Origin of the sequence: Corynebacterium sp. CCM 9203, from assembly GCF_041357675.1 — a bacterium.
Lineage (GTDB): Bacteria > Actinomycetota > Actinomycetes > Mycobacteriales > Mycobacteriaceae > Corynebacterium.
Genome location: NZ_JAUERY010000002.1, coordinates 651,277 through 670,418, shown reverse-complemented (window position 1 = coordinate 670,418; position 19,142 = coordinate 651,277). Strand labels below are relative to the sequence as shown.

Below are 19,142 nucleotides of genomic sequence, written 5' to 3'. Positions count from 1 at the left end.
GTTCTAGGCACGGCTACACGGCAGGTTTCACGTGAAACATCCGGTACATCGCCCCGTTTCGGTCAGTTATCCCTCGGATCCACCGGGAACGTGGCAAAAGCCGGAAGCGGAGCTGGTTGACGACGCATCACGTCACTCCAGAGATCGACTGGCCCTGGCGCGAGAATATCCCCGGGGAGGGCCGGGGCGATATACCAGTCACCCCGCGCGATCTCCGCCTCGAGCTGACCGGGGCCCCATTCCGCATATCCGGCAAACAGTCTGACACCATCAAGGTGAGTGGCCAGTTCCACCGGATCCGCTGATCCATTGACATAGACGATCCGGTTGGCGCACCGCGTCAACTGAGGATGCCCAGTCGGGTCCACCCCGTTCCGGACCACACCGACGCAGAGAACCGTATCGCGGGACAGTGGTCCACCGACGTACAGAGCCTTCGGTTTCACCGTGATCCCGAGCCATTCCGGCATGACCTCATCGACGGAGAGTTCACTGCGCGCCACGAGATTGACGCCGAATGTACCCGTGTCCCCATGCTCGATGACGAAAACCACACTCCTGGTGAATTCCCCGGCCACCAAACCCGGGGCCGCGACGAGGAGCATTCCGGGGGCAGGGTCGGTGCGTTCCAGTGCGTTGAACAGTCTGTCACCGAAAAGATCACTCATCGTTGGTCCTCCGTTGTGTTCGGTACCGTCACATCATCCTTCTCCGTACGCCACCAGGCGAGCAGGGCCTCGACCGCCTCATCGTGGTCGAGGGGACCACGTTCCAGCCGTAGCTCCTTCAAGAATGACCACGCCTGCCCGACCTCCGGGCCAGGGGAGATCTCGAGGAGCCGCATGATCTCGTTGCCATCTAGGTCCGGTCGGACGCGGGCGAGATCTTCCTTCTCAGCGATCTCGGCGATCCTCTCCTCAAGGTGATCGTACGTCCGGGCCAGACGTTCCGCCTTACGCCGGTTCCGGGTGGTGACGTCCGCGCGCACGAGCTTGTGCAGGCGCGGGAGCTGATCACCGGCATCTGTGACGTATCGGCGGACCGCGGAATCGGACCAGCGTCCCTCCCCGTAGCCGTGGAAACGCATGTGGAGGAAGACGAGCTGATTGATCTCGTTAATGATGTGCTTCGGGTATTTCAGGGCGCGGAGCCGACGCCGCGCGAGCTTAGCCCCTACGACCTCGTGCTGGTGGAAAGTGACCGCACCGTCATCATTGAAGGCCCGGGTGTCCGGTTTACCGATGTCGTGCAGCAACGCGGACCACCGGAGTACGAGATCCGGCCCGTCCTGCTCTTTGTCGATCACCTGGCGCAACACCTGGAGCGAATGGGCGTAGACGTCCTTGTGCTGGCGGTGTTCGTCCTGCATCAGCCGGAGGGCCGGTATCTCCGGGAAGATCACGTCCGCGATCCCGGTGTCAACCATGAGGTCTATGCCCAACCAGGGGACAGCACCCAGCATCATCTTGTCGAGTTCAGCCCGGACTCTTTCGACCGTAATCCGGTTGATCTGACCTGCCATGGCGGTCATCGCCTCATGTACCCTCGCAGAGGGACGGAAATCGAGTTGGGACACGAATCTGGCGGCACGCAGCATACGTAGTGGGTCATCATTGAAACTCTGCTCCGGCGTCGCCGGAGTGTCGAGGGTAGCTGTCGCGAGATCGGCGAGACCACCCACGGGGTCATGGAAGCGGAGGCCACCGTCGGGGAGCAGTTCAACGGCCATCGCGTTAACTCTGAAATCACGCCGGATCAGATCGCCCTCGAGGGTGTCTCCGTAGCTCACCTCGGGATTGCGGCTCTGCCCGTCATAGGTGTCAGATCGGAATGTGGTGATCTCGATCTGCTGTCCGTCCTTCTCCGCGGAGAGCGTCCCGAAGTCGATCCCGGTGTCCCAGACCGTGTCCGTGTAACTGTCCAGGATCTCCCGGACGAGACCGGGTCGTGCGGGTGTGGTGAAGTCCAGGTCAGTGCCGAGGCGGCCGAGCAGAGCATCCCGGACCGAGCCACCGACGAGGTAGAGAGGTACGTCGCGACGGGCGAACCGCTCTGCGAGGGGTTGCAGTACGGGCGCCAGTTCGTTGATCGCCTTCTCTGCCCTCACGAGCGCAGATTCAGCGCCGATTCCAACGCTGTTACCCTCACCGGTACAGGTGTCGGAGTGTCCTGTTGCTGCCTCATTTTTCACCCCGTTGAGTCTACCTGTCGGTGTGGCACCCCCCGGAAAGGCGGAAAAACCCGGATAGCCCCGTACACACGCGGGAGTGGGTAACAGCGCGTCGAAATACCACGCCGCTGTCCGGCGGGTTACGATCAACGGATATGAGCGACAGCGAGCGGCAGCACGCCGAGAAGCAGCCAGGACGTCGCCGACGCGGTCGTCGGCGACGTCGCTCGCGTGGCCAGGGTCGCCAGAAAGAGACGGATAACACCAGTACCACGGGTGCCGGTGGAACTGGAACAAAATCCACCACTTCATGCAGAACCACGAACGGTTCATCATCCGATGCCTCCGATTCCGCAGACTTGTCCGGGAACGCAGGACCCCGAGGAGACGGACAGCCCGCGGCGCCGACCCGTCAACGTTCCCGCCGTCGTCGGCGCAGCCGCGGAGGAAAAACCCCTGCCTCCGCTCCGAACAGATCAGATGAATCCGGTTCCGCGAGACCGCAGCATCAGGAGCGGACTCCGGCACGGGGGGCCGAGACCACCGAGCGCGGTGGGCGTCGCCGGGATTCCACAGCCCGTAACCGTAAGAGTTCTCGGCGTAACCGACCGGTCAACCCTCCTCGGGCCCACGCTCAACGTCCACGGATGCAGACGAATGATGAAACGTCAGCCGGTGGGCTCGTCGTATCCGGGTTAGCGGAGGCCGTGCGTGGTGACGGTACCGTCGACCTCGACAGGATCTATGTCGCATTGATCGGTCGGCTGGACCGGCGGGGTCGACTGCTCTGGTCGATGCCCAAAGGCCACGTCGAACCTGGAGAGAGTCGCGCCACGACAGCAGAGCGTGAGGTCTGGGAGGAAACCGGAATCTCCGGTGAGGTCTTCTCCGAGCTCGGGGTCATCGATTACTGGTTCGTGTCGGAAGGCGTCCGTATCCACAAAACAGTGCACCATCACCTCCTGCGCTATATCGACGGTGACCTCAATGATGAGGACCCCGAGGTCACCGAGGTGACCTGGGTTCCAGCCAGTGAGCTCATCGAACGGCTCGCTTACGCGGATGAACGCAAACTGGCGCGGTGCGCCCACGACATGCTCCCCGAACTTGCGCGGCGGGAAAAGTCGGAGGGAAGAAGGACTCCGCGGTGATATCGTCTGATTTTCTCCGGGTTCCGGTCACCCGTTCCATTTCCGTCCCCCGGCGATACCGCGGACGGTGGGCCCACCGCTTGACCGGTGCGGCACTCATCGCAGTTCTCACCACCACCGTTGTCGGCGGAACATCGGGTTCCGTGATGATCGCATCGGCCCAGAATCGAACAGTCCCCGGCGCATCCGCGGGCGTGTCCGGTGATGCTGAGTGGAGGAATTCCTCCATCCGGAAGACTGACGCAGACAGCGGTGTCGTGGTGGAACTCACGTCCCCCTTGGACGAGGTGCCGCTGGGCACCGAACGGATGGTGGAAGTACGTGTAACCAACACTTCGGACGAAGTCGTGGGGGAACTCTCACTTCGTCTGCAGCGTGGTGAGGCGGTGAGGGATGCCGCAACCGCCAGACTTTCATTGACGGGGGAGCAGTCAACTTACGGTTACACGGGTCCCTTCATCGACGCGCCCGGGGCACTCGATCCGGGGGAATCGGTGACCGTGAACCTGCCCCTGGATACCTCTCCGGGGTCGAAGAACGGCCTGGACATCGATACCCCCGGGGTCTATCCGATGATGGTCAACCTGAATGGGCGCCTGGGAGAAGGCATCGTCAGTTACCTGACGTCCGAGCGTTTCCTCCTCCCCGTCAGCGATCCGGTAACGGGTGAATTACACAGCAGGAACAGAGATGACGGAGTCCTACCCGAGGCTCCCGGAGTGACCGTGCTGTGGCCCCTTACCGCCCGGACCGGTCTCGTACCGGGTGAGACGGGGGAGGCACCGAAGTCGGCTCCGCTGCTGCTTGAAAACGATGATCTCGCCGCTCAATTACGTGAGGGCGGGCGCCTCGATCAGCTCCTCGACGTGTATCTGGATGCCACCGCGGGAGACGAAGGTTCCGCGCTGAGGGGTGCGACCTGTCTCGCCATCGACCCCCAACTGCTCGTGGTCGTGGACAGAATGCGGGATGGCTACACCGTCACGGATAACCGGTTGAGTCCGGTCTCCGGTACCCGGCGACTCCGGGAAAGCCGACGGCGGGATGATGGAAACAGGGCCACCTCCGGACACCCCGGAACGGGTGCTGAGGCCGCCGAGGAATGGCTGTCACGTCTTCGTACCGCAGCGAACCAGGGTTGTACAGTGGCATTGCCCTGGGCAGGAACCGACATCAACGCCGTCACCAGAACAGGTAACCAGTGGCTGCTGCGTGAAGCGGTCGCGCGGGGTTCCTCCGTACTGGCAGATATTCTGGAGACGGAACCAGAGCAGAACCTGGTGATCCCGTTGTCCGGTTACGTGACGGAATCCACCGCCGACTGGCTTCCCTTGGCCGATACCACTGGTCCTGATGAGATGGTGGACCCGGAGGCCGCCTGGGAATACAGGCAGCGGAATGGCCTCCCGACGGTTCACCACACGACCGACACCGCATCCCTTGAGGATCCCACCATCCCTGATCCGCAGCCACAAGAGGAACTGCCTCCGATGAACACTGCTGTCCGGGTTCTCGTGACAGACAACAGTGTGTGGGCCGCCCCGTCCGAGGGCAGGTTCGTGGGACTGCGCCAGGGGATCACCGGGGTAACGTACCAGGGGTCACTGGCTGCCACTCTCGCCACGACAGGAACGGAACCCCTGACAGTCGGGTACAGCAACCCGGAGACCCGGTATGATCCGGCTCTGGACTCCGTCCACGCCCGCCTAACCACGAGTTCCGCCGCCGTGCGACTCACGGTCGATGCCTCCAGGGTGAATTCACGACAGCAGGGGAAATCCACTGATCCCGTGATCATCGTGCCCCCGGCTAGCCCCGCAACCGCCACGAACGGCGCCAAGCTTCTCGATGTTGTCGATGAACTGTTGTCCACCGGGCGGGCACGTCCGCAGTCACTGCATGAGGCGACGACACCGGATACTGCAACGACAACGGCGCTCGATGCAGCGGTGCGGGAGCTGAACGGCCCCCGGGAAGGGGCGGGGTTCGGTGCCCCGTACCCGGATCCCTCAGTGCCGTCGACCTCCGAGGTACTGGCCGCCACCCAACAGGCGAACTACATCAACGACCTCACCCAGTTGATGGTGAATGATCCCCAGATCGCGGTGACGCGCTACGAATTCACCCGACCACTACTGCTCGATCTGCTCCGCGGGCTCACCGTCCTCGGTCGACGGAACGCGGAAGAACACACAGCCGCGGTGATCCATGCAGATCGGCTTTTTACCCTCAACCGGGAGATGCTTGAGCAGCTCCAGTCCTCGGTGTCGCTGCTGCCGCCGGGTTACGTCTACACCCGGGTGTCTCAGTCATCGCCGTTACTGATCGTGGCGCGCAACGGTCTACCTCTACCTGTTGACGCCCGCATCAGCTACCAGGGACCTCCCGGCAGCATGGTCCACGTTCCCGACCAACTCTGGATCCCGGCCAAAGGCTCAATCACGACCCAGATGACGGCGGATCTACCGACGGAACCCGACAAGGTCAATCTGCTACTCCGCTTGTCCGACTCACAAGGCTCCGTCATCAGTGATCCAGTGGAGATCACCATCCGGACCCAGGGTCTGTTCTTCGGTATGATCGGGAAATTCCTCATATTCCTACTGTTCATAGCCCTCGTCGCCCGGCTTATCCAGACGAAGATCATCCGCTGTTTCCGCCGTTCCGGTACCGGTCACGGCTTACAGGATCAGGAGATTCCCCCGCAGCCGGGCGCCAACCACCGCAGCCCCTCCGTCGATGCCGGTGGGCAACAGCCCCAGGTATGACGACCACGCAAGGCACGAACAACGGTTCGTTATCACCGTGACGCCGCGCCCCACAGCGCCCGTTTACCTCCTTTCACACGATCCTGTTAGACAATGGAGATTGTGAATTCAGATGATTCCGACCAGTCCGACCGAGAAGTAGCCCGGGACGGAGCCAGACACCGTGCCCCCGCCGGCCAACGTAGCCGGATCGTCCCGCCATCTCCGCCTGCTCCGGTCCCCGTAAGTCGTCCGATCACCAGCACCCGGCAGCCGGTGGTGGATCTTTCCCGCCTCACGCTGGCACCCAACGCTGTGGGGACCGGTAGGGTGACCGATACGCGTGAACCGCGACCGGCTCCGCATCGGCCCGAGGCGCTGTCTGATTCCGTCCCACAAACGGGGCGGAAGGCAACCGACTCGGAGGTCGTGCGTTCCACCGGGTCCATGGCCATCGCCACCCTCATCAGCCGGATCACGGGATTCCTCCGGAACGCAGCGATCGGCGCGACGATGGGTACTGCGGTCGGATCGGCGTTCAATACGGCGAACACGCTCCCGAACCTGATCACCGAGATCGTCCTCGGCGCGGTTCTGACGTCCCTTGTTGTGCCCGTCCTCGTCCGGGCGGAGAAGGAGGATCCGGATAACGGTGCGGCCTTCATCCGTCGGCTGTTCACCCTGTCTGTGACGCTACTGACCGTGGTGACGGTTCTTTCCGTCGGTACCGCCGGACTGTTGGCGACACTGACGCTGGGCCGGGACGGTGAGGTCAACCTCTCGCAAGCCTCCGCATTTGCCTATCTGCTCCTACCGCAGATTTTCTTCTACGGCGTCTTCTCCCTCTTCATGGCGGTCCTGAATACCAAGGGGGTGTTCAAACCGGGGGCTTGGGCACCGGTGGCGAACAACGTCGTCGTCCTGGTGGTCCTCGCGCTTTACTGGATGCTGCCCGGGGGGTTGACCCCGGATCAGCAGGTCTCACTGACCGATCCCCATGTGCTTCTGCTCGGCCTAGGCACCACGTTCGGTGTGGTGATCCAGGCCCTCATCATGGTGAAGCCACTACGGGATGCGGGTATCGATCTCCGGCCTCTATGGGGCATAGATGACCGGCTCAAGCAGTTCGGCGGCATGGCGATGGCGATCATCGTGTACGTCGCCATCTCCCAGGCTGGTTACATCATCGTCACCCGGATCGCATCCGCGTCCAGTGATTCCGCACCGCTGATCTATCAGCAGGCATGGCTGCTCCTGCAGGTTCCCTATGGCATCATCGGGGTCACCCTGCTGACGGCGATCATGCCCCGGCTAAGCCGCAACGCCGCCGACGGTGACGATGCCGCTGTTGTCCGTGATCTCACGCTGGCGACGAAACTCACGTTCGTTGCGATGATTCCCGTGATCGTCTTTTTCACCGCGTTCGGCACGCAGATCGCCAATGCCCTGTTCGCCTACGGTCTGTTCAGCCGCAACTCGGCGGATATCCTCGGCTGGACACTGAGTTTCTCCGCGTTCACGCTCCTCCCGTACGCCCTGGTGCTCCTGCATCTTCGGGTGTTCTACGCCCGCGAACAGGCATGGACCCCGACCTTCATCATCGCCGGCATCACGGGGACGAAGGTCCTGTTGAGTCTTCTGGCCCCTCTGGTGGCGACGTCCCCGTCCCGGGTGGTCATCCTGCTCGGCGCGGCGAACGGGTTCGGTTTCGCGGCGGGTGCGGTTATCGGCGCATTCCTGCTGCACCGTAAATTGGGGTCCCTCAACGGGCTGTCGATCCTGCGCTCCAGCCTGTGGGCGCTGGGTTCTTCAATAATCGGTGCCGCCGTCGCACTCGCGTTGGACATGGCGATCGTGCACCTCGCGGCGGCGCTTTTCGACGCCTTGGGCAGTATCGGTTTCTTCTTCCGTTGCGGTATCGCGGGCATCGTGTTCCTCATCGTCACGGGACTTGTACTGTCTCGTTCCGGCCTACCCGAGGTCCGCTCAATGGGTGGTCTGCTGGGCCGGATACCGGTCCTGCGTCGGTTCATCACCGCTGGTGCCCGCAATGATGACGGTGTGGAGAAGGCGACACCGGAGGAAATCTCCTCGCAGATCCTGACCGTCGAGCCCTTCAATGCTTCCCCGGTACCGCCGCCGATGTCGGCGGGCGTGGTCCGTGGGCCACGGCTGGTTCCCGGTGCTCCCGTCTCCGACGGCAACTACCGTCTGCTCGCAGACCATGGCAGTGTCCCCGGGGCACGGTTCTGGCAGGCGCGGGAAGTTGCCACCGGGCGGGAGGTCGCCCTGGTGTTCGTGGACACCACCGGCCAGGTACCTACGGCCCCGGCGAACGTGATCGAGGCAGCGGCGGACGCACGTGAGGTGGCTCGCCGGACCCGCCTCCTGAGTAGGCTGGGAAGCACTGGAATCGCCCGTGGTATCACGGTGTCGTCGTACCGGTCCGGGTGCCTCGTCGTCGCTGACTGGGTTCCCGGGTCATCTCTGGCCAGTGTCGCGGAAGGGGAGGTCGATCCCCGTGCGGCCGCCCTCGCCGTGAGTTACCTGGCTGACGCCGCCGCAGCGGCACACGCGGAAGATCAACCTCTCGGAATTGAGCACCGTTCCCGTATCCGGATCGACACCTCGGGGCGGGCTGTGCTCGCGTTCCCGGCCGTCCTGCCCAATGCCACGATCGCAGAGGATCTCGACAGTATCGGTTCCGGTCTTGCGCTGCTGGTAGGTAGAGATGGCCCACCGGCGATCACCGGGTTATCGGAAGAGGCCCGGATCGCAGGTCGTTCAGGTGCGAGTGATGTTCGGCAACCCACCGCCGCTGATCTGGCGGTGCGCCTCCGCAATGTGGGACTGTCCGATGATGATTCGGCCCCACGGGTGGTCGTGGAGGATGAACGGACACCGAAACCGGCCATCAAGTCGGGTTTCGGTAGCGCCGAATACTCAGGTCGGATGATCGCGGTCATCGCGGCAATGTCGGTCATCCTCGTCATCAGTGTTGCGGTTGCCGCGTTGTATCTCGCCTCCATCCTGGGCGGTGACCGGGCTGAATCTCCGGTGAACAGTGACTCCATCGCGTCCGTCGCTCCGTCGGCGGCACGGGACGCTCTACGCTCCACGGAGGTCACCGACATTCCCGTGTCCGGCGCCTACGAATGGGAACCTGCACCTGTGATACCCGGTAGCGAGGATAATCCGGAACTTGCGGCCTTCGCTGTCGACGGTGACCCTTCGACCGGTTGGCATACCGATAGATACCTCCAACAATTCGCCGTCCCACCGGCGGGTCTAAAAACGGGGGTCGGACTGTTGCTTGATCTCTCCACTGCAGCCCACATCGAGGATGTGCGTATTTCCGCGGAGCGCCCAGGCACGTTTGTCCGTATCTACGGTGCTCCGGAAAAAGATTTCGGTTCTCTCGACCAGGCGATCCCCCTTGGGGAAGGAAGGCTGGACGGGGGCCTGAACGTCATAGACACAGAGGACAAAACCCCAGTTCGGCAGAGTTTCACCCGGATCCTCGTGTGGGTGACGGAACTTCCGATGCCCGAGGCCGCTGACATATCGGAGATCGTGGTGCGCGGTGTACCGGTGTCCGCTACCCAGATGACCGGAGACGCCCCCTAGAATCACCTGGCATCACCAAACACCCCCAAAAACGCATCATTGCTACCCCCGGAAGGTTTCTTTCCTTCCGGGGTCTAGCATTTGTGAAGCCCTACTGGGATAATCGGTGCCACCGCCGGTACGGGGATCGACGGATCCATTGGGGAGCCTCTGATCCCTGGACCACCTCTGCCATGCACTTACGGCGGTACACGCCGACAAGCAGCAGGACTAGGAGAGTGGTTGGTTACATGGGGAATACCGATGCCCGGGACACCCCCGTTCCTGTCTCCTCCGCATCGACAGACGTGTCGCCGTGTCTCGACCAAATGCCGGGGCAAGGGTCCATCTCTGGGGCCGATCAAATGGTGCTGCCGCGCCGCCGCACCAGACCCGGTGTTCGCACACACCGTACAGCTCCGGACGGTGCTCTCGTCGACTCCTACATCGACGGTGACGACAGTGCTTTCGCAGAGATTGTCCGCAGACATCGGGCCCGCCTGTGGCGGGTTGCCCGCCGTTACGCCCGTTCAGATGATGAGGCCGATGACATCGTCCAGGATGCACTGCTCCGGGCAAGCCGTCACCTGGTCAAGTTCCGTGGGGATGCAGCCCTCACGACGTGGCTGCACCGGCTGGTGATCAATTCGGGGTATGACCATCTCGGCAAGGGTTTTATCCGCAAGGAGTGCATCACGCTCGATGCCACCGAGGCAATACACCGGCTGCTGGGCACCGAGGAACCCTACAGCCAGATCGACCTCGAACTGACTCTCCGGGAGGCACTTGAACATCTTCCCGAGGATCAACGGCAAACAATCATTCTCGTTGATTTAGTGGATCTCCCGGTGGATGAAGTCGCGGACATCATGAAGATCAGACCGGGAACGGTGAAGTCCCGCCGATCACGTGCAAGAGCGACGCTAAAGGAACTACTCACGGAACCGGGACAGTGACCACGACGGGGATCCCGACCGCGGCAACCTCCGGCACGCCTACAATCGACGCCGGTACACCCTTCGACCCCGAACGACCCCGCGAGGATCCCCATGACGAACAGCCCATCAATCCACGACGTCATCATCATCGGATCCGGCCCAGCCGGTTACACTGCGGCGATCTACGCCGCACGTGCTGAACTCAAGCCTCTTGTCTTCGAGGGGATCGAGTACGGCGGATCTCTGATGACCACGACTGAGGTGGAGAACTACCCCGGCTTCGCCGCGGGAATCATGGGCCCGGAGCTCATGGAGCAGATGCGCACGCAGGCTGAACGCTTCGGTGCAGATCTACGTCAGGAACTCGTCGACAAGCTGGACCTCATCGGTGACATCAAGAAGGTGTGGGTCGACGATGAGGAGTACGCCGCCCGAACCGTGATTCTGGCGATGGGCGCAGCCCCCCGCTACCTCGGAGTTCCCGGGGAACAGGAGCTACTGGGGCGTGGCGTCAGTTCATGCGCCACCTGTGACGGTTTCTTCTTCCGCGACCAGGACATCGCGGTCATCGGTGGCGGCGATTCCGCGATGGAGGAGGCACTGTTTCTCACTCGATTCGCCAGCTCTGTGACTATCGTGCACCGTAGGGAGCAATTCCGGGCCTCGGTGATCATGGAGGAGCGTGCCCGCGCTAACGAGAAGATCCGCTTCCTCACCAACAAGGTGGTGACGCGGGTCGAGGGTGAACAGAAGGTCGTAGGTCTCACACTTGAGGACACCGTGACCGGTGAAAGCTCGCGTCTCGATGTGACAGCAATGTTCGTTGCAATCGGCCTCGACCCCCGTTCCGGAATGCTGGAGGGCCAGGTCGACTGCGATCCAGCCGGTTATGTGTCCGTCGAGCAGCCCTCCAGCCGCACGAGTATCCCGGGGGTCTTTGCCTGTGGTGATCTGGTGGACAGCCACTACCAGCAGGCGGTCACCGCCGCCGGTTCCGGCTGCCGGGCTGCCATCGACGCCGAGCATTTCCTGGCTTCCGCTCCCGCGCTGTCACCCGGGAACCCATAAAGCGAGGAAGACGTTGTCCCGGCGTAGTGTCGGGGAGGCGGTCCAGCGCCGATGACCGTTCCATCATCAATCACATCAATCAGCGGAGGAAAAACATGAGTAATCCCGTGAATGTCACAGAGAGCACCTTCGAGGAGATCGTCCTCAACTCCGACAGGCCCGTCCTGGTGGACTTTTGGGCTGAGTGGTGTGGCCCGTGCAAAAAACTGGCTCCGGTCATCGACCAGGTCGCCGAGGAGATGGGTGAACGCGCCGTCATAGCCAAGGTCGATGTCGAGGCTGAACGCGCCCTCGGCGCCCGCTTCCAGATCATGTCCATCCCGACCCTCATGTTTTTCAGTGGCGGTGAGAAGGTCGCCGAGTTCAGTGGCCCGCGGCCCCGGCATGAAATCGTGTCCCGGCTAGAAGCTCTGATTTAACTGGTAATCTGGCTTGAAGCCACCGACAGCAGCAATAGTCGGACTTGTGCTCGCCGGTTCCACCGGAGATGTGCATGGAGGACCTGAAACCGTAGGACAAAGGACGAAGATAACGTGGCAGACAAACTGCGGGTGGGCGACTGGAGCCCCCGGGTCGCAGAGGTGCGCTCCACCCTGGCCCGGCTCGGTCTGATCCCTGGCTACGCAGGAGACGTCAGCGGGAAGGACTCCGAACGCTTCGAGGAGAAAGATGCTCTCTATGATGCCGATCTGGCTCTCGCCGTCCAGGCGTTCCAGCAGTCCCGCGGCATCATCGCCTCCGGAGAAATCGGTGAATCAACGCTCCGCGAGCTCCGCGAGGCGACCTACACCCTCGGTGCCCGTGTACTTGCTTTCTACCCGAACAATGTCCTCGTTGGTGATGACGTGTACCAGCTTCAGCAACAGCTACTTGAACTGGGTTTCTACACGGACAGAGTCGATGGCCACTACGGACAGGCGACGTACAATGCGGTCGCGAACTACCAGTTGAACTATGGTCTCGAAAACGACGGGATCTGCGGTCCGAAAACGATCCGGGCCTTGAGCTATCTCGGTCGGCCGATCACTGGTGGTTCCCCCCACGCGATCCTCGAACGGGAACAGGTTCGCCTCGCGGGGCCAAAGTTGACCGGTAAACGAGTTGTCATCGATCCTGGTCTCGGCGGTGCCAACAAGGGCCGAACCGTCCATGGGCGGTTCGGTGACATCACCGAGGAGGAGATCCTCTGGGATCTCGCCACCCGCCTGGAGGGCCGGATGGTGGCCGCCGGCATGGAGACCATTATCTCGCGACCTCGTATGGATGATCCGAGCCACGATCAGCGTGCAAACATCGCGAACGCATTCGGTGCGGACCTCATGCTGTGTCTCCAGTTGGATCATTACCCGAATGGGAAGGCATCAGGCTGTGCCTCGTTCTATTTCGGTTCGCCACACGGTTCCTCATCATTGATGGGTGAGAAACTGTCCGGCCTCATCCAACGGGAGATCAGTACCCGAACAGCTCTGATCAATTGTGGAAACCATGCCCGTACCTGGGATCTTCTCCGGCTCAGTGAAATGACGTGTGTCGAGTTCGTCGCCGGATACCTCTCCAACGCGCACGATGTCTCGATACTCACTGACGCATCCAAGCGCGACATCATAGCTGAATCAATCGTTATCGCGGTCAAACGCCTGTATCTCATGGACAAGGACAATCAGGCGACCGGTACGCACAAGTTCAGCGACATTCTCGAGTCAGAACTTTTCTGACCTCTCATGGATGAGCCTCGGCGGGTCGGCGACTCGCCGAGGCTTTGTTCCACCATGCGTGCCACCGGGAAGTAGCGTTTCGCACCTCATCAACCCGGGATCATCACCAACGGAAGATCCGCCGCCGCAGCTATCTGTTTCCGGTCACAACCGGACAGCGACAGTCTGAGCCGAGGCAGAAGATCGTGATCTGCGACGACCTCAAAACCTGCCGCGCTCAGGATGTCGAAGCTCAGCAGTCCGATCTCAGACGCATGTTCCGCGATCTCCCTGGACGGATCATCTTCCGCCGAATCCGGTGCACGGTCACGCACGGCGAACGCCTCCACCGCCCGGACCCCCCGACGGGTCAGTTCGATGATGACTGCGGTGACAAGTACAGACTCCAGAGCAAGGCCACGGAAACGGTCATCGATGAACAGGGAACTCAACAACACGGCGTCAGGTGACACCGGCCCTGTCGGTAACTGGACAACGCCGGAGGCGTCAACAGGTGCACAGTAGAGGACACTCGCAATCGCCTCCGGTTCCTCGACCGTACCGATGTTGTAGCCGCAGCCACCCCGTTCCACGAGAATCCTGTTGATCCAGGCTTCTTTCTCCAGAGCAGCCGCCCCCGAGGCCAGGACTTCCGAGGCTGTTTCAGGATCCAGTTCCCAGAACACACTCGTCCGCGCACCAGGATGCATGAAACAAACGGTGCTGGGTGTCACCGCGTACAACGAAGGAATCATGGCCCGGTCTCCGGTTTCGTTGCACTACTCGGGCCTGGCCCGGAGAAGGCCCATGATTCGTTCAAGATCTTCGCGGTCACCGAACTCAACCATGATCTTGCCTTTCCGCTTGCCGACACTCACAGTGACCCGGGTATCCAACCGGTTCGCGAGGCTGTCTGCGGCATGCACGGCGAATTCCGGGGGCGCGGGCTTCTCCTTCGGTTTCCGTTCGGGAACAGCATCCCCTCGATTCAGAAGTGTCACCGCTTCCTCGGTGGCACGTACTGAGAGTCCTTCGGCGACGATCCGGTCTGAGAGCGCAGCCTGTCCATCTGCCCCGGTCTTCAATCCGAGAAGTGCGCGGGCGTGCCCGGCGGAAAGCACTCCGGCAGCCACCTTACGCTGGACGGGAACCGGAAGCCCCAGTAGCCGGATCATGTTCGTGATCACCGGGCGTGATCGACCGATACGTTCTGCGAGTTGGGCCTGGGTGACACCGAACTCTTCGAGGAGCTGCTGGTATGCGGCCGCCTCCTCCAGCGGGTTGAGCTGAACACGATGAATGTTCTCGAGGAGTGCGTCACGGAGCATTGAACCATCATCGGTGTCACGCACGATAGCGGGGATCTCCGTGAGACCAGCACGGGTTGCCGCGCGCCACCGGCGCTCACCCATGATGATCTCCCAGCCACCATCATCGGGTGCCCGCCGAACGACGATAGGCTGCATGAGACCGAACTCGCGTATCGAGTGGACGAGCTCTTCCAGGGCCTCCTCGTCGAAGACCGTCCGAGGCTGGTGCGGGTTGGGCATGATCTGCGTGACCGGAAGCTCACGATAGACGGCGCCCACCGAAGAACCGGTGTCCGGAGTTCCGGAGGCGGGTGTCGGCCCTTTGTTCCCCTTGGTCCGCAGCGGCCCCGCCGTCTCCCCGGTAGCCTGTCTCGGGCCGGGGAATCCGGGTCCGCCCTCTGCGACACCCCGGGTGTTAGGCCGTTCGCCCATGAGAATGTTTGCCGCTCCGTCCCCCAGACGGGGCCGTGCCGGGGAGGTTCCATCCGGAATGAGTGCGGCCAGTCCACGCCCCAGACCGCCGCGACGGGTCTCTCCCTTGCGGGATTGTTGTGCCATGGTGTGTTCGGAACCTTTCTGCTGGGGGAGTGACTTATGTTCTCTCGACGGACCGGTCACCGGTGAGCTGCACCATCGGCATCGTCGTCTCCACCGCTGTGTGTTTCCGGTGCGACTCCCACTGCACCGGATTCAGCGGTTACGGGGAAATCTCCACGGGTGGCGATCTCCTTGGCGGCATCGAGATACGCCATCGCACCCCGAGAACCCGGATCATAGGCGAGTACCGTCTGCCCGTACCCCGGAGCCTCTGAAACCTTTACGGAACGAGGTATGACAGACCGAAGGACGATATCCCCGAAGTGGGATCGCACCTCCTCCGTCACCTGCTCTGCCAGTTTCGTCCGGGCGTCAAACATGGTGAGTATGATCGTGGAAATGTGGAGATCCCGGTTGAGGTAATCCCGGATCATCGTGATGTTGTTGAGGAGCTGACCAACCCCTTCGAGTGCGTAGTACTCACACTGAATCGGGATCAGCACCTCCCGTGCTGCAGTCATCGCATTGATTGTGAGGAGCCCGAGTGAGGGCGGGCAATCGATGAAGACATAGTCGAAACCCTGCTCCGCGATAAACGTGTCATTCAACGCATCCGCGAGCCGATACTCACGCCGCACCATGGAAACCAGCTCGATCTCAGATCCCGCCAGATCAATTGTTGCGGGAATGCACTTGAGATTCTCGTGGGCGGTTGAGGTCTGCATGGCGTCCAAGGGCGTGCAGTCACCGAGTAGAACTTCATAGCTCGAGAGGATTCCCTCACCCCGGTGTTCAACACCGAGAGCGGTTGATGCGTTCCCCTGCGGGTCGAGATCGACAACCAGCACCTTGAGGCCACAGAGCGCCAGTCCCGCCGCGAGATTCACCGACGTCGTGGTCTTACCCACGCCGCCCTTTTGATTCGCAACGGTGAATATCCTCGGCTTATCCGGCCGGGGAAGTGAAAAAGCGTTGGGGGTCTTCACCTTTGCGGCACGTTGGGCTGCCGCAGCAATCGGTGTGTCGTCCCAGAAGTTGTCGTCCATGGACGTCGTTTCCCCTTTTCATCGCCAGAAATCACAGGTCATGAGTGCAGGATCCCGCGCCCCGGTACCCGAAGACAGGCTCTCGCTCTCATGACCGCAGAACTGTCGGCTTCCACCGCCATTAGTTCAACACTAGTGTCTCACGAATACCCGATCCACCGGGCCGACAGACGACTTACCCGGAGATCGCGTCATCTCCGTCGAGGAATGACGATCACTGTGGCAGGCTCACTGACCCTACCCTCCCCAACGGTGATGATCCGTGCCCTGCCACCACCTGCTCGGGTAATCTCCCGCACGTCGCGCTCGAGCTCTTCCCTGACCGAGGCCCCCTTCAGCGCCATCATTTCGCCACCGCGCGCCACCAGCGGAAGTGACCAACTAGCTAGTTTCCCGAGCGGAGCGACCGCCCGGGAGGTGACAACGCTGAACCGTCCGACCTTGTCCCGCACGGCCTTCTCTTCGGCACGTCCCCGAACCACGGTGACATTCTCCAAAGCCAGATCCCGAACGACCTCGGTGAGATAGGTGGAACGTTTGAGAAGCGGCTCTATGAGGGTGATGCGGAGATCTGGGCGGGCGAGTGCGAGAGGAATGCCCGGTAGCCCGGCCCCCGAACCGATATCCGCGATCCGTAATCCCTCCTCATCCGGAATCACCTCACCGAGTACCGCACAATTCAGGATGTGCCGTTCCCACAATCGAGGTACTTCGCGGGGGCCGATGAAACCACGGACAGCACCGTCAGTGGCAAGTGAACGGTGGTAAGCGATCGCTTTGTGGAGGTTCGCACCAAAAACAGCGTCCGCCGCAGCCGGGGGAGGGGTCGGTTTTTCTTGATCGGTCTCTACTGGTGGTTTCACGTGAAACATCATTCCATGCCATCGCCCCGCGCCACAGTCAGACAGTCGCGGATGTTCCGAAAACAGAAAGAGCGCCCCCGGATTCAACTTCCCGGGGGCGCTCTTCGGCAGGAACGCGGATAGCGTCTAATTGCGCTTCTTACGCTTCTTGCGCTTCTTGTTCGGAGTGATGGAAGACTGCCCCGCGGAGGAGTCCGGGGTCTCCTCGACAACAGATTCAGGGATCTCATCTGACGGAGAGGCATCCGGAACTGAGCCATCACTGACGACCCGATCGATACTCAGATTTCCGGAACCCACTGAACCACGACGTTTCTTTTTGGGCGCCTTCTTAGGATTATCGGGACGGATACCGGGCTTCGGAGCAGTAGCCCGCTTCGCTTCCTTCTTCGCCTCTTCCTCAGCGGCCTCCTCACGATCCAACTTCGCGAAGATCCAGCGCTGCTGGAAAAAGGTCCAGATGTTGTTGGAACCCATGTAGCAGAGCAGGCCGATGTGCCAGAAGACACCTGTAAAAACGATCATGGCCGGGAAGAACCAAACCATCATCTTGTTCATCATTTCCATCTGCGACTGCATCTGGGCATTGCCCATGGCCTTCTGCTTGCCGCTCGCAATCCGCTCCCGTTGCCGGGTGATCGACATCTTCGCATTGAAGTGCGTTGCCACCGCCGTCAGGATGATCAACGGGACCGCGACGAGGGTGATGTTCACCCGGGTGAAGTCGATCGGTTGGAATGCCTGGTACATGTCCGCAGGCATACTGATGTAGGACGAGATCGGAACACCGAAAAGCCGCGCGTCCAGGAAAGACTGGACATCGGTGGGAGAGAAGATGTAGTTCGCAAGTTCACGGTTCTGCTCGATGGAGAGTCCGAGCTGACCGGGACCGGACCCTGTCCGGTTGAAGGAACGGAGAACGTGGAACAGACCAAAGAACACCGGCATCTGAACGAGAATCGGCAGACATCCTGCGATCGGGTTGACACCGGCCTCCTTGTTGATGCGCCGGGTCTCCTCCATGATTTTGGTCTGATCGCCTTTCCAGCGTTCCTTGACTTCAGCCAACTGAGGCTGCAGAGCCTGCATCTTCATCGACGAACGCATCTGGTTCAGCATGGGTTTAACCAGGAGAACACGGATCGTGAAGGTAAGGAAAACGATGGCCAAGACCCAGGAAATACCAGATCCTGATCCGAAGGGGACACTGAAGACCTTGTGCCAGAACCAGAGGATGGCCGAAATGGGCCAGTAGACGAAATCAAGCACTTTTGAGTCAGGACTCCTTGGTGGTGGTGGGTGTGCAGTACGGGCAGCCGATATGACTTCTCGGTCGCCGCGGTTTCGGCGCCGGGTCATAACCGCCCGGATGCCAGGGTCCGCACTTGGACAACCGCACGAGCGTGAGCATGATACCGATGACCGCGCCCCGCGTTCTGACGACATGAAGAGCGTAGGCGCTGCAGGTCGGCTCGAAACGGCAGGTGGACCCCATCTTAAGGGGTGATATGTAGTTTTGGTAGAAACGGATCCCGGCCAAGGCCACCCGAGAACCTATGGACGGAGCGCCCCGGGACGTCGCCCGTTCTGTCAGCGAACCACAACGCAGACATCGCCCGGTCCGGTCACTCACGATTGCGTTCCCGGAGCTTTCCCAGTGCCTTACGCACGTCTCGTTCGAGTTCACTCCCGGAAGCATCCCCTGCACGCGGTAGTGCCCGGATGACGACATCACAATCGTTGTCGAGTTCCCGAGCCAACGCACCGCAGACATACCTAAGCCGTCGAGAGGTACGGTGACGAATCACCGCATTCCCGACGGCTTTGGATACGATGAGCCCAAAACGGGGACCACCCTGACGGGCGATCTCTGTTTTGGACTGCGCGTGACGCAGGTGCACGATGACCGTCCTCGATCCGGCTCTGCGCCCGCCTTTGATCGTCCGACTGAAATCGGACGGGGCGGAGAGCCGATGCTGTTTCGGTAACACCTGAACCTGCGAACCCAGACC

16 protein-coding genes are annotated in these 19,142 nt (G+C 61.5%); 7 read left to right on the top strand and 9 right to left on the bottom strand.

Translation table 11 applies throughout. The features are described 5' to 3' along the window. Positions 1-62 precede the first annotated feature (62 nt). Positions 63-668 carry a YqgE/AlgH family protein gene (locus QWU44_RS06440; RefSeq protein ID WP_370914840.1) on the bottom strand — a complete coding sequence of 202 codons (606 nt, stop codon included), beginning with the start codon at positions 666-668 and terminating at the stop codon, positions 63-65. Further along, positions 665-2,128: a CCA tRNA nucleotidyltransferase gene (locus QWU44_RS06435; RefSeq protein ID WP_370914927.1), complete on the bottom strand. Its 1,464-nt coding sequence runs from the start codon at positions 2,126-2,128 to the stop codon at positions 665-667. The genes QWU44_RS06440 and QWU44_RS06435 overlap by 4 nt, the downstream gene beginning before the upstream one ends. A gap of 197 nt (positions 2,129-2,325) precedes the next feature. Here QWU44_RS06435 and QWU44_RS06430 point away from each other — a divergent pair, with 197 nt between their 5' ends. From QWU44_RS06430 to QWU44_RS06400, 7 genes are all read left to right on the top strand, one after another. Next, positions 2,326-3,321, top strand: coding sequence for an NUDIX hydrolase (locus tag QWU44_RS06430; RefSeq protein ID WP_370914839.1), 996 nt, complete (start codon positions 2,326-2,328; stop codon positions 3,319-3,321). Beyond that, positions 3,318-6,089 (top strand): hypothetical protein, encoded by a 2,772-nt coding sequence (locus tag QWU44_RS06425; protein WP_370914838.1) that lies wholly within the window; start codon positions 3,318-3,320, stop codon positions 6,087-6,089. The genes QWU44_RS06430 and QWU44_RS06425 overlap by 4 nt, the downstream gene beginning before the upstream one ends. Before the next feature lie 189 nt (positions 6,090-6,278). Next, positions 6,279-9,695, top strand: a complete 3,417-nt coding sequence (locus QWU44_RS06420; protein ID WP_370914926.1) for a murein biosynthesis integral membrane protein MurJ — start codon at positions 6,279-6,281, stop codon at positions 9,693-9,695. A gap of 230 nt (positions 9,696-9,925) precedes the next feature. After that, entirely contained in the window at positions 9,926-10,630 is a 705-nt protein-coding gene (locus tag QWU44_RS06415; RefSeq protein ID WP_370914837.1) for an RNA polymerase sigma factor, read from the top strand. Between the two features lie 93 nt (positions 10,631-10,723). Next, positions 10,724-11,680: a thioredoxin-disulfide reductase gene (gene trxB, locus QWU44_RS06410; RefSeq protein ID WP_370914836.1), complete on the top strand. Its 957-nt coding sequence runs from the start codon at positions 10,724-10,726 to the stop codon at positions 11,678-11,680. 74 nt (positions 11,681-11,754) lie between these two features. Further along, complete coding sequence (gene trxA, locus QWU44_RS06405) at positions 11,755-12,099, top strand: thioredoxin (RefSeq protein WP_370914925.1); 345 nt, start codon at positions 11,755-11,757, stop codon at positions 12,097-12,099. A gap of 114 nt (positions 12,100-12,213) precedes the next feature. Further along, a complete protein-coding gene (locus QWU44_RS06400; RefSeq protein ID WP_370914835.1) occupies positions 12,214-13,395 on the top strand; it encodes an N-acetylmuramoyl-L-alanine amidase in 1,182 nt (393 codons plus the stop codon). A gap of 89 nt (positions 13,396-13,484) precedes the next feature. Here the strand turns inward: QWU44_RS06400 and QWU44_RS06395 are convergent, their stop codons facing one another. The 7 genes from QWU44_RS06395 to rnpA form a co-directional block, all read right to left on the bottom strand. After that, positions 13,485-14,129 carry a hypothetical protein gene (locus QWU44_RS06395; protein ID WP_370914834.1) on the bottom strand — a complete coding sequence of 215 codons (645 nt, stop codon included), beginning with the start codon at positions 14,127-14,129 and terminating at the stop codon, positions 13,485-13,487. A 24-nt stretch (positions 14,130-14,153) separates the two neighbouring features. Continuing rightward, entirely contained in the window at positions 14,154-15,242 is a 1,089-nt protein-coding gene (locus QWU44_RS06390; protein WP_370914833.1) for a ParB/RepB/Spo0J family partition protein, read from the bottom strand. Positions 15,243-15,298: 56 nt separating this feature from the next. After that, complete coding sequence (locus QWU44_RS06385; protein WP_370914832.1) at positions 15,299-16,267, bottom strand: ParA family protein; 969 nt, start codon at positions 16,265-16,267, stop codon at positions 15,299-15,301. A gap of 191 nt (positions 16,268-16,458) precedes the next feature. Beyond that, positions 16,459-17,139, bottom strand: a complete 681-nt coding sequence (gene rsmG, locus QWU44_RS06380; RefSeq protein ID WP_370914831.1) for a 16S rRNA (guanine(527)-N(7))-methyltransferase RsmG — start codon at positions 17,137-17,139, stop codon at positions 16,459-16,461. Between the two features lie 117 nt (positions 17,140-17,256). Next, on the bottom strand, positions 17,257-18,399 hold the full coding sequence (gene yidC, locus QWU44_RS06375; RefSeq protein WP_370914830.1) for a membrane protein insertase YidC: 1,143 nt from the start codon (positions 18,397-18,399) through the stop codon (positions 17,257-17,259). Positions 18,400-18,406: 7 nt separating this feature from the next. Next, positions 18,407-18,688, bottom strand: coding sequence for a membrane protein insertion efficiency factor YidD (yidD, locus tag QWU44_RS06370; protein WP_370914924.1), 282 nt, complete (start codon positions 18,686-18,688; stop codon positions 18,407-18,409). Positions 18,689-18,755: 67 nt separating this feature from the next. Then, on the bottom strand, positions 18,756-19,121 hold the full coding sequence (rnpA, locus tag QWU44_RS06365) for a ribonuclease P protein component (protein WP_370914829.1): 366 nt from the start codon (positions 19,119-19,121) through the stop codon (positions 18,756-18,758). Positions 19,122-19,142 lie beyond the last annotated feature (21 nt).